The organism is Rhodovulum bhavnagarense (assembly GCF_004343505.1).
Classification (GTDB): domain Bacteria; phylum Pseudomonadota; class Alphaproteobacteria; order Rhodobacterales; family Rhodobacteraceae; genus Rhodovulum; species Rhodovulum bhavnagarense.
The window spans coordinates 17323-30869 of record NZ_SLXU01000001.1 but is presented as its reverse complement, the minus strand read 5'-3'; the positions used below and the strand labels follow the sequence as shown (position 1 = coordinate 30869).

Annotated in this window: 16 protein-coding genes; 7 read left to right on the top strand and 9 right to left on the bottom strand. The window is 65.9% G+C overall.

What is annotated here, in order from left to right; all coding sequences use genetic code 11:
• Positions 1 to 22: 22 nt before the first annotated feature.
• From lysA to argH, 4 genes are all read right to left on the bottom strand, one after another.
• Positions 23 to 1291: a diaminopimelate decarboxylase gene (lysA, locus tag EV663_RS00170; protein WP_132949752.1), complete on the bottom strand. Its 1269-nt coding sequence runs from the start codon at positions 1289 to 1291 to the stop codon at positions 23 to 25.
• Positions 1291 to 1608, bottom strand: coding sequence for a DUF2834 domain-containing protein (locus EV663_RS00165; RefSeq protein WP_132949751.1), 318 nt, complete (start codon positions 1606 to 1608; stop codon positions 1291 to 1293). The genes lysA and EV663_RS00165 overlap by 1 nt, the downstream gene beginning before the upstream one ends.
• Positions 1609 to 1749: 141 nt before the next feature.
• Positions 1750 to 2028: a hypothetical protein gene (locus EV663_RS00160; protein ID WP_132949750.1), complete on the bottom strand. Its 279-nt coding sequence runs from the start codon at positions 2026 to 2028 to the stop codon at positions 1750 to 1752.
• Positions 2025 to 3416: an argininosuccinate lyase gene (argH, locus tag EV663_RS00155; protein ID WP_132949749.1), complete on the bottom strand. Its 1392-nt coding sequence runs from the start codon at positions 3414 to 3416 to the stop codon at positions 2025 to 2027. Before argH ends, EV663_RS00160 begins: the two co-directional genes overlap by 4 nt.
• Before the next feature lie 25 nt (positions 3417 to 3441).
• Between argH and EV663_RS00150 the strand changes: the two genes are divergently transcribed.
• The 6 genes from EV663_RS00150 (at position 3442) to yddG (ending at position 8644) form a co-directional block, all read left to right on the top strand.
• The gene (locus tag EV663_RS00150) at positions 3442 to 4002 is read left to right on the top strand and encodes a TlpA family protein disulfide reductase (RefSeq protein WP_132949748.1); all 561 of its coding nucleotides are present in this window, start codon (positions 3442 to 3444) and stop codon (positions 4000 to 4002) included.
• 44 nt (positions 4003 to 4046) lie between these two features.
• Positions 4047 to 4532 carry a CIA30 family protein gene (locus EV663_RS00145; RefSeq protein ID WP_243697831.1) on the top strand — a complete coding sequence of 162 codons (486 nt, stop codon included), beginning with the start codon at positions 4047 to 4049 and terminating at the stop codon, positions 4530 to 4532.
• An 89-nt stretch (positions 4533 to 4621) separates the two neighbouring features.
• Positions 4622 to 5461, top strand: a complete 840-nt coding sequence (locus EV663_RS00140) for an EAL domain-containing protein (RefSeq protein WP_425057109.1) — start codon at positions 4622 to 4624, stop codon at positions 5459 to 5461.
• Between the two features lie 137 nt (positions 5462 to 5598).
• Positions 5599 to 6774: an acetyl-CoA C-acetyltransferase gene (locus tag EV663_RS00135; protein ID WP_132949746.1), complete on the top strand. Its 1176-nt coding sequence runs from the start codon at positions 5599 to 5601 to the stop codon at positions 6772 to 6774.
• Between the two features lie 91 nt (positions 6775 to 6865).
• Positions 6866 to 7588 carry an acetoacetyl-CoA reductase gene (gene phbB / locus EV663_RS00130; protein ID WP_132949745.1) on the top strand — a complete coding sequence of 241 codons (723 nt, stop codon included), beginning with the start codon at positions 6866 to 6868 and terminating at the stop codon, positions 7586 to 7588.
• A 153-nt stretch (positions 7589 to 7741) separates the two neighbouring features.
• Complete coding sequence (gene yddG / locus EV663_RS00125; protein ID WP_132949744.1) at positions 7742 to 8644, top strand: aromatic amino acid exporter YddG; 903 nt, start codon at positions 7742 to 7744, stop codon at positions 8642 to 8644.
• On the opposite strand, the gene EV663_RS00120 is transcribed toward yddG, so the two are convergent.
• The 3 genes from EV663_RS00120 to EV663_RS00110 form a co-directional block, all read right to left on the bottom strand.
• On the bottom strand, positions 8610 to 8777 hold the full coding sequence (locus tag EV663_RS00120; RefSeq protein WP_132949743.1) for a YdcH family protein: 168 nt from the start codon (positions 8775 to 8777) through the stop codon (positions 8610 to 8612). The two genes, yddG and EV663_RS00120, sit on opposite strands and share 35 nt — an antisense overlap.
• A gap of 106 nt (positions 8778 to 8883) precedes the next feature.
• Positions 8884 to 9627, bottom strand: coding sequence for a tRNA1(Val) (adenine(37)-N6)-methyltransferase (locus tag EV663_RS00115; RefSeq protein ID WP_132949742.1), 744 nt, complete (start codon positions 9625 to 9627; stop codon positions 8884 to 8886).
• An 8-nt stretch (positions 9628 to 9635) separates the two neighbouring features.
• A complete protein-coding gene (locus EV663_RS00110) occupies positions 9636 to 9857 on the bottom strand; it encodes a putative signal transducing protein (protein WP_132949741.1) in 222 nt (73 codons plus the stop codon).
• Positions 9858 to 9912: 55 nt separating this feature from the next.
• Here EV663_RS00110 and EV663_RS00105 point away from each other — a divergent pair, with 55 nt between their 5' ends.
• The gene (locus EV663_RS00105) at positions 9913 to 10914 is read left to right on the top strand and encodes a polyprenyl synthetase family protein (RefSeq protein ID WP_132949740.1); all 1002 of its coding nucleotides are present in this window, start codon (positions 9913 to 9915) and stop codon (positions 10912 to 10914) included.
• Between the two features lie 86 nt (positions 10915 to 11000).
• Here EV663_RS00105 and EV663_RS00100 read toward each other — a convergent pair whose 3' ends face one another.
• Together EV663_RS00100 and EV663_RS00095 are read right to left on the bottom strand one after the other, a co-directional pair.
• Positions 11001 to 11846 (bottom strand): 4-(cytidine 5'-diphospho)-2-C-methyl-D-erythritol kinase, encoded by an 846-nt coding sequence (locus tag EV663_RS00100; RefSeq protein WP_132949739.1) that lies wholly within the window; start codon positions 11844 to 11846, stop codon positions 11001 to 11003.
• A complete protein-coding gene (locus tag EV663_RS00095; RefSeq protein WP_243697830.1) occupies positions 11843 to 13546 on the bottom strand; it encodes a tetratricopeptide repeat protein in 1704 nt (567 codons plus the stop codon). Before EV663_RS00095 ends, EV663_RS00100 begins: the two co-directional genes overlap by 4 nt.
• Position 13547 lies beyond the last annotated feature (1 nt).

The following is a 13547-nucleotide window of genomic DNA, read 5'->3' as shown; positions in this document are numbered from 1 at the left end:
GGCGGGACGGGCGGCTTGCCCGTCACAGCCATTCGGGAATGGTATCTCGGTTTATGATCTCGTCAAAGGAAGGCCTGCCGCGGATGACGGCGACGTGATCGCCGCTGACCAGCACCTCGGGCACCAGCGGCCTGGTGTTATACTCCGATGCCATCACTGCGCCATAGGCCCCGGCCGATCGGAAAGCGACCAGATCGCCCGCGCCCACGGGCGGCATCATCCGGCTTTTGGCAAAGGTATCGCCGGTTTCGCAGACCGGGCCGACAATATCGAAGGGGGTTTCAGGGGTTTCTGGCGCGGGCTGGACCAGCGGGACGATATCGTGATGGGCGGCATACATCGCCGGGCGCACCAGGTCGTTCATCGCCGCGTCGAGGATCAGGAAATTGCGCCCCTCGCCCTCTTTCACGTAGATCACCCTGCTGACCAGGATACCGGCATTGCCCGCGATCAGGCGGCCCGGCTCTATCTCGATCTCGCAGCCCAGATCGCCCAGCACGCGCCGGATCATGTGGCCATATTCCACCGGCAGGGGCGGACGCGCATTCGAGCGCTGGTCATAGGGAATACCCAGCCCGCCGCCGAGGTCCAGCCGACGGATATCATGCCCGTCGGCCCGCAGCACGCGCGCCAGTTCGCCCAGCTTGGTATAGGCCGCCTCGAAAGGTTCCAGCGCGGTCAGCTGGCTACCGATATGAACGTCGATGCCGACAACGCGCAGCCCCGTCAGGGTTGCGGCGCGGGCATAGACCTCGCGCGCACGCGCGATGGGGATGCCGAACTTGTTTTCCGATTTGCCGGTGGCGATCTTTTCATGGGTCTGGGCATCGACATCGGGGTTCACCCGCACGGCAATCGGCGCCACGACGCCCAGCGACAGGGCCACCTCGTTCAGCGCGGCCATCTCGGGTTCCGATTCGACGTTGAACTGTCGGATGCCGCCCTCCAGCGCCAGCCGCATCTCGTCCTGTGTCTTGCCGACGCCGGAAAACACCACCCGCTCGCCCGGGATGCCGGCGGCCCGCGCCCGGCGGTATTCCCCGCCCGAAACCACGTCGACGCCCGCGCCCAGATCGCCCATCAACTTCAGGATCGCCTGGTTGGAGTTCGCCTTGACCGCGTAGCAGACCAGGTGATCGGTGCCTGCCAGCGCCTCGTCGAACAGGCGGAAATGGCGGGTCAGCGTGGCGACCGAGTAGCAGTAGAAGGGCGTTCCGACCTCGGCCGCGATCTCGGGCAGGGGAACGTCCTCGGCATGAAGGATGCCGTTGCGATACAGGAAATGATCCATCAGGCGGCCGGACGCGTGCGAAGGAACAGGTAAAGCGGCAGGCCGCAGGACAGACCGATCCCGAAGGTTGCCGGGATCGCCAAGAGCGCCAGCCAGTTCTTGCGGACCCAGGTTTCGGCCACGATCCAGACAGTCAGGGTGATCGCCGCGATGGTCAGGTCCCAGGTCAGGCCGGTGGCACTGTCATTGACATACCACGCGTCGATCATGCCGCCCCAGTCCCAGTCATTGGCGACAAGCCATTTCATGAAATAATACATCGGATGAATGGCCCCCCATATGGCAAGGCCCAGGTAGATGCGGCGCAAAGGCGACATCAGCGGTTTCCTCCCTCGATCCCGAACTCGACACTGCCCGAAACGCTCAGCGCGCCCTGCGGCCTTTCCGGCAAGCCATCTGCCCCGCATCCCGCCAGTGCAACAAGCAATGACAACAGCACGGCGCGGGCGGTCGTTCGCCTAGAACCCAATGCCAAGCCCCCCGCTACCGAGAACCAGCCGAACCGGCCCCCCCTCCGGGGCGAGGCTGATCGCGGCCCCGTTCGTACCCAGCCTCAGATCGGCGGCCGGAGCGTCGATCACGCGGACCGCCGCCGAGGCACCCGAACTACCGCCCGCAAGCGTCACCGCGCCCGCGCCAACCTCTGCCCGCGCAGCCGCAGGCGCAACCTGGGCCGAGCCATGCGCCGTGCCACATGCGGCCAGCGCCAAAAAGCCGAGAGCGGCAAGCGGTTTCATCCCAGTTGTTCCCTCCAGCGCGCGACCTGTGCCCGCACCTGCTCGGGCGCGGTACCGCCATAGCTTATGCGACTCGCGACCGAATTGTGCACACCCAATACGTCGAACACCTCGACCCGGATGTCCGAATGCACCGTCTGCATCTCTGCCAGGGACAGCTCGGGCAGGTCACAGCCCTTTTGTTCGGCCAGCGCGACCAGTGTGCCAGTGACATGATGCGCTTGCCGGAACGGCATTCCCAACACCCGCACCAGCCAGTCGGCAAGGTCGGTGGCGGTGGAAAAGCCGCTGGCGGCGGCGGCCTCCAGCGCGGGACGGTTGGCGGTCATGTCACGCACCATTCCCTCCATCGCGGCAAGCGCCAGCATCAGGTTGTCGGCGGCATCGAAGACCTGCTCCTTGTCCTCCTGCATGTCCTTGGAATAGGCCAGCGGCAGCCCCTTCATCACCGTCATCAGCGCGACATTGGCCCCGAAGATGCGGCCGATCTTGGCCCGGATCAGTTCGGCGGCATCGGGGTTCTTTTTCTGCGGCATGATGGAAGAGCCGGTCGAGAACCGGTCGCTCAGAGTCACGAACCGGAACTGCGCCGAGGACCAGATCACCAGTTCCTCGGCGAAACGCGACAGGTGCATGGCGCAGATCGAAGCCGCGCCCAGGAATTCCAGCGCGAAGTCGCGGTCGGACACGGCATCAAGGCTATTGGCCATGGGCCGGTCAAAGCCCAGCGCCTCGGCGGTCATGTGCCGGTCGATCGGAAAGGACGTGCCCGCCAGCGCCGCGGCGCCAAGGGGACATTCGTTCATCCGCACGCGGGCGTCCGCGAACCGGCCCATGTCGCGGGCGAACATCTCGACATAGGCCATCATGTGATGGCCCCAGGTTACCGGCTGCGCCGTTTGCAGGTGGGTGAAACCGGGCATCACCCAGCCTGCGCCCGCCTCGGCCTGCGCCAGCAGCGCGCGGATCAGCGCCTCGATCCCCCCCACCGCGGCGTCGATCTGGTCGCGCACCCACAGCCGGAAATCGGTCGCCACCTGGTCGTTGCGCGACCGCGCCGTGTGCAGCCGGCCCGCCGGGTCGCCGATGACCTCTTTCAGCCTGGCCTCGACGTTCATGTGGATGTCTTCGAGAGCCGTGGAAAAGGCGAATGTTCCGCCCTCGATCTCTGACAAGACCGTGAGCAGCCCTTCCCGGATCGCCTTTGCATCGGTATCGCTGATGATGCCCCGTGCGGCCAACATGGCGGCGTGGGCGCGCGAACCGGCGATGTCCTGGGCGGCAAGCCGCTTGTCGAACCCGATAGAGGCGTTTATCGCCTCCATGATCGCATCGGGTCCGGCGGCGAACCGTCCGCCCCACATCGCGTTGGATTGGTCCTTGGTCATGAGAACTGGCCCTTCGGAGGGAAACATGCGTCTTGTCCGGTCGATCGTCCTCTACACGGCCCTGTGTCTGGGTGCAAACACCGCCCATGCCGTCGATATCGCCGCACTTGAGGCGTTGCGCGAGGACGACATGAAAAAGCTGACCTTCCACGAAGAGGCGCATCCCGTGCCCAAGGCCGCGCTTGTCGATGCCACGGGCGCAACCCGAAGCCTTGTGGATTACCGGGGCAAGTGGGTGGTGCTGAATTTCTGGGCGCCCTGGTGTCCGCCCTGCCGAGCCGAAATGCCATCGCTCGATCGATTGCAGGCCCAGATGGGCGGCGCGGATTTCGCGGTGGTGACCGTGGCCACGGGGCGCGGGAACATGACGCAAGTCACGCGTATGTTCGACGATCTGGGGGTCAGGGACTTGCCCCGCCTGCGCGACCCCGACTCCGCACTTGCACGGCAAATGGGCGTGATGGGCCTGCCGGTCACGGTGATCCTGGACCCCGAGGGCCGGGAAATCGCCCGGATGCAGGGCGACGCCGAATGGGACAGCGACAGCGCCAAGGCGATCGTCTCTGCGCTGATCACACCCCGATGAGGGCCGCCGCCGCCCTCGTGGCGCTATTTCTGGCAGGACCGTCCATGGCCGATACCGTGCTCGACCCGATCACCCGCACCACAGCCCCGGCCTGGTCCTTTCTCAGTGACCGGGTGATGGGCGGCGTCTCTCAGGGTTTGTCCGCCTATGCCGAGGAGGGCGGGACAGGTTTTTTGCGACTGACCGGAGATGTCAGCACAGCGAATCGCGGTGGCTTTATCCAGATGCGGCGCGACATCCGGCTGCCAGCAGAGGCCGAGGGGCTGATCCTTCGGGTACGCGGCAACGGCCAGCGCTATTTCGTCCACCTGCGGATGTCGGGTATCAAGATGCCGTGGCAATTCTACCAGGCCCCGTTCGAAACCACCGCCGACTGGCGCGAAATCCGCATCCCCCTCAGCGCCTTCAAACCCTCCGGCGGCTTCCAGCGGCCGCAACCGGAGCCGGGCCGGGTCAACAGCCTTGGCATTGCCGCCTACGGGCGCGACCACCATGCCGAGGTGGCACTTTCCTCGCTGAGCTATTACTGAGAGCGGAACAAATTCCTTGCAAATTTTTCCATTCATCGCCCTTTAACCCGGCGCCGGTCATCTGGTCCCGAACGGAGCGGAGAATGGCCATGCCCAAAGGCAAGATCGACCCCAGACACAGACCGGACGCGGCGCAGGACAGCCCGCTATCTACAGCCCTGCTCCAGCGTGACCGTGAAACGCTGGACATGGTACGCCGCGCCCTGCACGCGCGGGATGTTGTGCTCGCCTTTCAACCGGTTGTCCAGGCCGTCCCCCAGGGCCAGGTCGCCTTTTACGAAGGGCTGATCCGCGTGCTTGACCCCGGCGGCCGGGTGATACCGGCCCGAGATTTCATCGAAACGGTCGAAACCACCGAAATGGGGCGGCAACTGGATTGCCTGGCCCTTGAAATGGGGCTGAACGCGCTGTCGGAGTCCGCGGGGCTGCGGCTGTCGATCAACATGTCGGCACGGTCGATCGGTTATCCGCGCTGGACCGCCACGCTGAACGCCGGCCTGGCCCAGGACCCCCGGATCGCCGAGCGGTTGATTCTCGAAATCACCGAAAGCTCGGCCATGGTGATGCCCGACCTCGTCACGGTTTTCATGCGCGATCTGCAAAGCCGCGGCATCGCCTTTGCACTGGACGATTTCGGCGCAGGCTACACCGCCTTTAGATACTTGCGGGAATTCTATTTCGACCTGATCAAGATCGACGGTCAGTTCATCCGAGGCATCGCCGAAAGCCCCGACAACCAGGTATTGACCGCGGCGCTGATCTCGATCGCACAGCAATTCGACATGTTCACCGTGGCCGAGAACGTGGAAACGGCCCACGAGGCCGCGTGGTTGGCGGCCGCAGGGATCGACTGCATGCAGGGCTATGCCTTCGGCGCGCCATCCCTGGTGCCGCCCTGGCGCGAACGCGCCGGGCAACGCCTGGCCTGACCCGGCCATGCCGCGTCGCGGCAGGCCCGCCGGGCCCTTCCGTGTCAATATGATGACCCCCGCGCGAGAGGGGTGCATTTCTGCGACTGCATCCCTATAGTGCGCCGCAAACGAACCCGGGGAGAAGGACCTGACCCATGACCAATGTCGTTATTGTTTCGGCCGCACGCACGCCCGTCGGCAGTTTCGGCGGCGCGTTCGCGACCGTTCCCGCCCATGAGCTGGGCCGCGTGATGCTTGAGGCGCTGGTCGCCCGCGCTGGCATCGAAAAGTCCGAGATATCGGAAACCATCCTCGGCCAGGTCCTGACTGCGGGCCAGGGGCAGAATCCCGCCCGCCAGGCCCATATCAATGCGGGCCTGCCCATCGAATCGGCCGCCTGGTCGATCAACCAGGTCTGCGGATCGGGCCTGCGCGCGGTGGCACTGGCCGCCCAGCATATCCAACTGGGCGATGCCGCCATCATTGCCGCGGGCGGTCAGGAAAACATGACGCTCAGCCCCCACGTCGCGCATCTGCGGGCCGGCCACAAGATGGGCGACATGAAATTCATCGACACGATGATCAAGGACGGGCTGTGGGACGCCTTCAACGGGTATCACATGGGCCAGACCGCCGAAAACGTCGCCGACCAGTGGCAGATCAGCCGCGAGGAACAGGACGCCTTCGCGCTCGCCAGTCAGAACAAGGCCGAGGCCGCGCAAAAGGATGGCCGCTTCAAGGACGAGATCGTCCCGGTCACCGTCACCCACCGCAAGGGCGAAACGATCGTCGAGAATGACGAATACATCCGCCATGGCGCCACGCTGGAAGGCATGCAGAAACTACGCCCGGCCTTCGCCAAGGACGGCTCGGTCACCGCGGGCAATGCCAGCGGCATCAATGACGGCGCCGCCGGCGTCCTTGTCATGAGCGCCGAAGAGGCCGAAAAGCGCGGCCTGGAACCGCTGGCCCGGATCGCGTCCTACGCCACCGCCGGCCTCGACCCCTCGATCATGGGCACCGGCCCGATCCCGGCCTCGCGCAAGGCCCTGGAAAAGGCCGGCTGGAAAGCCGAGGACCTGGACCTCGTCGAGGCCAACGAGGCCTTCGCCGCACAGGCCTGCGCGGTCAACAAGGACATGGGCTGGAACCCCGAGATCGTGAACGTGAACGGCGGCGCCATCGCCATCGGCCACCCGATCGGCGCCAGCGGCGCGCGCGTACTCAACACCCTCCTGTTCGAGATGAAGCGTCGCGAGGCTAAAAAGGGCCTGGCAACGCTGTGCATCGGCGGCGGCATGGGCGTGGCCATGTGCCTGGAACGGCCGTGAACGCAAAAAAAGGGCGCGCAATATTGTTGCGCGCCCGAACCCTTTGCCGTAACTGCATTACCAACACGCAATTTTGTTACCCGGAGGAATCATGGCAAGAGTTGCACTCGTCACCGGCGGCAGCCGCGGCATCGGCGCGGCGATATCCAAGGCACTGAAAGAGGCAGGGTATACCGTCGCCGCCACCTATGCCGGCAACGATGAAAAGGCGACGGCCTTCACCAACGAGACCGGCATCAAGACCTACAAGTGGAACGCGGCCGACTACGAGGCGTCCAAGGCTGGCATCGCCCAGGTCGAGGCCGAGCTGGGCCCGATCGACGTGGTCGTGGCCAATGCAGGCATCACCCGCGATGCGCCGTTCCACAAGATGACCCCCGAACAGTGGCACGAGGTGATCGATACCAACCTCACCGGCGTGTTCAACACCGTCCACCCGGTCTGGCCCGGCATGCGCGAGCGCAAGTTCGGCCGCGTCATCGTCATCAGTTCGATCAACGGGCAAAAGGGCCAGTTCGGACAGGTCAACTATGCCGCGACCAAGGCCGGCGACCTGGGAATCGTCAAATCCCTGGCCCAGGAGGGCGCGCGCTTCGGCATCACCGCAAATGCGATCTGCCCCGGCTATATCGCAACCGAAATGGTGATGGCGGTGCCCGAAAAGGTGCGCGACTCCATCATTGCCCAGATCCCGACCGGTCGCCTGGGCGAACCCGAGGAAATCGCTCGCTGCGTGGTCTTCCTTGCCGACGACGACGCAACCTTCATCAACGGCTCGACCATCACTGCCAATGGCGGCCAGTTCTTCGTGTGACCACGCGACAGGTGATCCTTGGGGGCGGCCCGCGCGGCCGCCCCTCGGACGCCTACCCCGCCCCTTCTTCTTGGCAAAAATACCCATGATCCCACAGCGGCCATGCAACAGCACACCCTGGGCAGGGTATGCCGGTCTGCCATGGGCTGCGCCATGACTCGTCCCCGCGCCACGGCGATCGGGTTTTCCGCCGTCCTGCTCTGGGCGCTTCTGGCACTTTTCACCGTGGGCTCGGCCCCGGTGCCGCCCCTGCAACTGAACGCGATCTGTTTTGCCATCGGCGGGGCGATCGGCCTTGCCTGGGTTCTGGTATCTGGCGAGGGGCGGCTGCTCCGGGCGGTGCCGTTCAGGGTCTACGCCTTTGGTACGGCGAGCCTTTTCGGCTATCATCTGCTCTATTTCTCCGCGCTGCGGCTCGCCCCCGCGGCAGAGGCCGGGTTGATCGCATATCTCTGGCCATTGCTGATCGTGATTTTCTCCGGGCTGCTTCCAGGAGAGCGGCTGCGGGCGGGGCATGTTCTGGGCGCGGGCTTGGGGTTTGCCGGGGCGGCGATGATCGTGGCGCGGGGCGGATCGGGCTTCGACGGCGAGGCTCTGCCAGGCTACGGGTTGGCATTGCTATGCGCGCTGACCTGGTCCAGCTATTCGGTGATCTCGCGCCGGCTGGGCAGCACCCCTACGGCAAGCGTCGCCATCTTCTGCCTTGCAACCGCCCTGCTATCCCTGCCATTGCACCTCACGTTCGAGGAAACATCCTGGCCGGACGACCTGCCGGGCTGGCTCAGCGTCCTGGGGCTCGGGCTTGGCCCGGTGGGGCTGGCCTTTTACGTCTGGGATATCGGGGTGAAACGCGGCGATATCCAGCTTCTCGGGACGGCCAGCTACGCCGCACCACTGTTGTCGACACTGATCCTAGTGGGCGCGGGGATCGCTGCCCCCACGCCGATGCTTTTCTCTGCCGCCATTCTGATTACGGGTGGCGCCGCGCTGGCCGCGCGGGCCAGCGCCCGCACAAGGACAATCAGGCCTGAGACAGGCGTTCGATCTGCTCCTTGATGCGCAGCTTGCGTTTCTTGAGTTCGGCGACCCGGAGCCGGTCGGTCGCGGGCAGGCGTTGGGCCTCCTCGACCTGCTGCGAGAGAGCCTGATGTTTCTTGCGGAGTTCCTGCAGGTGCGAACTCATTGTCATGGCCGGTGCTCCTCTCCTGGATTGTCGTCCTACCGTTACAGTCCAGCATGAAATTCGAGTCGTGTCACGCTCTTGAATTTCGCCAATTCGTACTTAGCCGTAATTGTCAAGTCGGCCACGAAATCGCCCGCCCCTCCCGCAGGACCGCCGTCAAGGCAGGAGTGTAGTCATCGCCGTCAACTTCATGCCGGTCACCGTCATGCAGGACCAAGGGTGCATGCAGGCGAAAGGGGGCGCGTCCGCCTTTTCGCGCCCGAAGCAACACCAGCTTGGCCATTCGGCCAGCACGGGGGGCAAGCGGCAGCACCTCTGCGCTACCGAGCCGGTGTCCCAGCGCAGCCAGCATGTCGGGCAAGCGTTCGGCCCTCTGGATCATCGTCAGCCGTCCACCGGGCAAAAGCCGCCGGGCCGCGATCTCGATCCACAGCGATAGCGGCGTCGCCTCGCCAAGCGCCACCTCGCGGCCCGGATCGGCGGCGGCGGACCCGCGGGCGCGTTGGAAATAGGGCGGGTTGGCCAGGACATGATCGAAGGCCCGGCTGCGAAGCCCGTCGGGCAAGGCACACAGATCGGCCGTGACCACCTCCAGCGCGATACCGTTGGCCGCGGCATTGCGCCGGGCCAGCGCGGCATAGCCTTCCTGCAATTCGACCCCTGTCTGCACCAGTCCCGGAACGCGGGCCCCCAGGCAAAGACTGGCCACGCCCGCGCCGCAGCCCAGTTCAAGCACCCGCTCGCCAGCACCGGCGGGCACCGCCGCGGCCAACAAAACCGCATCGATCCCGGCGCGATAGCCGGTGGCGGGCTGCGCAATGCGCAGCCGCCCGCCCAGGAACGCATCCACGCGCATGCCGTCTCCTACCACTCGCCACTGACCTCTACGCCATTGTCTCGCAGGATCGCGCGCGCGCGAAACAGGTCGCGATCCGCCACCAGCACACGGCGCGGCAAAACGCCTATTGATCCTTCCAGCACGCTCATGTGGACATCCACCGGAAAGCAGTCTATCTCCTCGCCCTGAAGCAGCGCCGATACGAATGCGACAAGCGTCGGGTCATTGGTGCGAATGAGTTCTTTCATGACCGCGACTTAAGGGCAGATCGGGCCTTTTGTCGAGCAAGCTGACGGGGCCGTGATGGGCTTGGATGACGCAATCAGGAAACCGCATGAACGTCTGAGCGCCCTTCTGGCGGGCGAGATGGGCGAGGTGGATACGCTGATCCGGGCGCGGATGACGTCGGATTATGCCCCGCGCATCGACCAAGTGGCCGCCCACCTGGTCGGGGCGGGCGGCAAAAGGCTGCGTCCGCTGTTGACCATCGCGGCGGCGCGGATGTGTGGCTATGACGGCCCGTATCACGTCTACCTGGCCGCAACGGTGGAATTCATCCATACCGCGACTCTGTTGCATGACGACGTGGTGGACGAAAGCGGCCAACGCCGCGGGCGACCGACCGCGAACCGTCTGTGGGACAACAAGTCCAGCGTTCTGGTGGGCGATTACCTGTTCGCGCGGTCGTTTCAACTGATGGTGGCGCCGGGCAATTTGCAGGTGCTGGACATCCTGTCGAACGCGGCGGCCGTGATCGCCGAGGGCGAGGTTCTGCAACTGACCGCGGCGCGCGACCTGTCGACCACCGAAGAGATCTATCTGAAGGTCGTGCGCGGCAAGACCGCGGCGCTGTTCGCCGCCGCGACCGAGGTCGGCGGCGTGATCGCGGCCATGCCCGAGGAACAGCAGCGCGCGCTGCATACCTATGGCGACGCGTTGGGCGTGAGCTTTCAGATCGTGGACGACCTGCTGGATGTCAGCGGCGACGCGGCCAAGACCGGCAAGAATATCGGCGACGATTTCCGGGAGCGGAAGCTGACCCTGCCGATCATCAAGACGGTGGCGAAAGCCGATGCCGAGGAGCGCGCGTTCTGGACCCGCACGATCGAGAAGGGCGACCAGCGCGAGGGCGACCTGGAACATGCACTGGGCCTGATGGCCAAGCACGGGGCGATCGACGCCACGCGGGACGAGGCGCTGGCCTGGGCGAACCGGGCGAAAGAGGCGCTGACCCATCTGCCCGAGCACGAGATCCGCGGCATGCTGCACGATCTGGCCGATTACGTTGTTGCGCGGATCAGCTGAGGCCCCTCGCCCTTGCCCCCGGGCGGCGCGGGATGGACGCGCCGCGCCATGGGTATTTTGACCAAGAAGAAGGAGCGGGCTGCGCCCTAGCCGGTGCTGTAGGGGCTTGCGGCCTGGACCCACCAATGGGGCGCGGCGGGGGCGATGATCCGCGCGGCGGCCTCGGCCTCGGCGCGGCTGTCATAGAGGCCGAAGCAGGTGGCGCCCGAGCCCGACATCCGGGCCAGAAGACAGCCCTCGGTCGCGGCGATGGCATCCAGCACCTCGCGGATCACCGGGGCCAGACGGCGCGCGGGAGGTTCGAGATCGTTGCGCTGTTCTGCAAGCCAATGGGCCATGACCGCCGCACTGGACCAGCCCGGCGGGTGCGGCATGGACGGATTTTCCTTGCGACTCAGAGCCTTGAAAACGGCGGGGGTGGAGACCTCGACGCCCGGATTGACCAGCAGGATGCCCATCCGGTCGGGCAGCACGGGACCGGGGAGGATGTCTTCGCCGACGCCGCGCATACGCATGGCGCGCGGATGCAGGCAGACCGGCACATCCGCCCCGAGCGACAGAACCGCATCGGGGTCGGGCAGGGGCTGGTGCCAGAGCGCCGAAAGCCCCCGCAGCGCGGCCGCCGCGTCGGAGGAGCCGCCGCCGATGCCGGCGGCAGCCGGCAAGTGCTTGTCCAGGGTGATCGCGGCGCCCTGTTCGCCCTCGAACAGGGCGGCGGCCTTCAGCACCAGGTTGCGCCCATCGGTCGGCACGCCCTCGGCCCGCGGGCCGGTCACGGTCAGCGACAGATCGGCGGCGGGCCGGAACGTCAGCCGGTCGCCCGCATCGGCGAAGATCACGAGGCTGTCGAGCAGGTGGTAGCCGTCCGGCCGCTGGCCGGTCACGTGCAGGGTCAGGTTGATCTTGGCCGGCGCAAAGACCCGGATCGTCATTGGCGTCTCTCCAGGGGCTGTGCCCCCTCTTGTTGCAGCACCTTGTCGAGCCCGATCTCAAGCTTGCGGCGTATGCGTTCGGCCTCGTCATCCTCGGGACCGAAGGACAAGGCGCGGCGCCATTGGAACTCTGCCTCGAGCCGGCGGCCGACGGCCCAGAGTACGTCGCCCAAGTGGTCGTTGACGACCGGGTCGAGCGGCATCAGGGCGGCGGCGCGTTCCATGGGTTCGACCGCCTCGTCATAGCGGCCCAGCCGGTAAAGCACCCAGCCCAGGCTGTCGACGATGTAACCGTCATCGGGCCGTGCCGCGGCAGCGCGTTCGATCATCGCGAGCGCCTCGTCGAGATTGCTTTTCATCTCGACGAAGGAATAGCCCAGGTAATTCAGCACCTGGGGCTGGCCCGGCTCCAGTTCCAGCGCCTTGCGAAGATCGGCCTCTGCCTTGGCCCACATGTCCAGCCTCTCATGGCTGACGCCGCGGGCGTAATAGGCTACCCAATGCGCCTGTTCCGCCTCGCCCAGGGCGGCGATCGCCCGGTCATAGGCGGCCAGCGCATCCTTGTAGCGTTCCTGGCCGCGCAGTGTATCGCCCAGCGTCATGTGAACCACGGCCATGTCGGGATAGATGCGCGAAAGACCCTGCAATACCTCGATCGCGGTCTCGGTATCGCCGGCCTGGCGCAGCGCACCGGCCCGGCCCAGCTCGGCGGCATAAAAGGCCGGATCGTCGCGAGGCACCTCGGCATAGGCCGCGATTGCCAGTTCATCGCGGCCCTGGGCCTCGAGCAGGGCCGCGGAGAGCAGTTTGAAATCGGACTGGTCCGGCGCGAGGTATTCGGCCAGGCGGGCATAGACCAGCGTGTAGCTGTCCATCGCGTCCCCCTCCAGGGCGCTGGCCACGGTATAAAAGACCTCAGCAGCGCCTTGCGCCGCGCCGTTGATGGTGTCGAAAGATAGCGCGAGGCCCTCGCGCAACCGCGACAGCAGGTCGGCCACGCCCGGATCTGCCTCTGGCCCAAAGACATTTTCGACCAACTCGATCGCGTCGGCATTCCGCTCAAGCTGGCTGAGAACCTGGGCATGGGCCAGCACACCCCGCCTCGTGGCGCGCAGCGGACCGCCCGCATCGCCGGAAAAGATCGCGTCGGCGCCTTCGAAATCGCCGACCGCGGCGAGGGCCAGGGCCTTGTGGTAAAGCCCGAAAGAGCGCAGACCGGTGGCCTGCGCGGCGCTGTCGAAGCGGTCCAGCGCATCTGACATGCGGCCCTGCCCGAACCTTGCCCAGGCCTCGATCAGACCGCTCACCAGCGGCCCGGCATTGCGCCCGGCCTCAAGGTCGGCAAGCGCGGCGGCATAATCGGCCCGCTTCATCTGGTCGGCAATCAGCACGAGAGTCGCGAGCTGGCTGCGCGCGCCCGCGCTTTCCAGTCGTCGCGCCAGGGGGATGGCGGCGTCGATCTCGCCCAGCCCGACATGGGCCATCAGAGCATTGTCCATCAACCGGATATTGGTCGGATCATTGACCAGGGCCCGGTCGTAATAGGTTGCCGCGGCACGGTAATCGCTTTGCAGGCTTGCATGGCGTGCCGCAAGATAAGCCCCGGCCGCACCGTCCTGCGCCCTGGCCGTTGGCGTCACGAGAACGAGGGCCAGACCGAGGGCAACCCCCCCGGAGAGGCGCGGAAAGATTGCAGCCAAT

What these genes read in the sequence shown, in the direction of transcription:
- lysA (WP_132949752.1), bottom strand. Translation starts at nt 1,291, where the DNA reads ATGGATCATTTCCTGTATCGCAACGGCATCCTTCATGCCGAGGACGTT.
- EV663_RS00165 (WP_132949751.1), bottom strand. Translation starts at nt 1,608, where the DNA reads ATGTCGCCTTTGCGCCGCATCTACCTGGGCCTTGCCATATGGGGGGCC.
- EV663_RS00160 (WP_132949750.1), bottom strand. Translation starts at nt 2,028, where the DNA reads ATGAAACCGCTTGCCGCTCTCGGCTTTTTGGCGCTGGCCGCATGTGGC.
- argH (WP_132949749.1), bottom strand. Translation starts at nt 3,416, where the DNA reads ATGACCAAGGACCAATCCAACGCGATGTGGGGCGGACGGTTCGCCGCC.
- EV663_RS00150 (WP_132949748.1), top strand. Translation starts at nt 3,442, where the DNA reads ATGCGTCTTGTCCGGTCGATCGTCCTCTACACGGCCCTGTGTCTGGGT.
- EV663_RS00145 (WP_243697831.1), top strand. Translation starts at nt 4,047, where the DNA reads ATGGCCGATACCGTGCTCGACCCGATCACCCGCACCACAGCCCCGGCC.
- EV663_RS00140 (WP_425057109.1), top strand. Translation starts at nt 4,622, where the DNA reads ATGCCCAAAGGCAAGATCGACCCCAGACACAGACCGGACGCGGCGCAG.
- EV663_RS00135 (WP_132949746.1), top strand. Translation starts at nt 5,599, where the DNA reads ATGACCAATGTCGTTATTGTTTCGGCCGCACGCACGCCCGTCGGCAGT.
- phbB (WP_132949745.1), top strand. Translation starts at nt 6,866, where the DNA reads ATGGCAAGAGTTGCACTCGTCACCGGCGGCAGCCGCGGCATCGGCGCG.
- yddG (WP_132949744.1), top strand. Translation starts at nt 7,742, where the DNA reads ATGACTCGTCCCCGCGCCACGGCGATCGGGTTTTCCGCCGTCCTGCTC.
- EV663_RS00120 (WP_132949743.1), bottom strand. Translation starts at nt 8,777, where the DNA reads ATGACAATGAGTTCGCACCTGCAGGAACTCCGCAAGAAACATCAGGCT.
- EV663_RS00115 (WP_132949742.1), bottom strand. Translation starts at nt 9,627, where the DNA reads ATGCGCGTGGATGCGTTCCTGGGCGGGCGGCTGCGCATTGCGCAGCCC.
- EV663_RS00110 (WP_132949741.1), bottom strand. Translation starts at nt 9,857, where the DNA reads ATGAAAGAACTCATTCGCACCAATGACCCGACGCTTGTCGCATTCGTA.
- EV663_RS00105 (WP_132949740.1), top strand. Translation starts at nt 9,913, where the DNA reads ATGGGCTTGGATGACGCAATCAGGAAACCGCATGAACGTCTGAGCGCC.
- EV663_RS00100 (WP_132949739.1), bottom strand. Translation starts at nt 11,846, where the DNA reads ATGACGATCCGGGTCTTTGCGCCGGCCAAGATCAACCTGACCCTGCAC.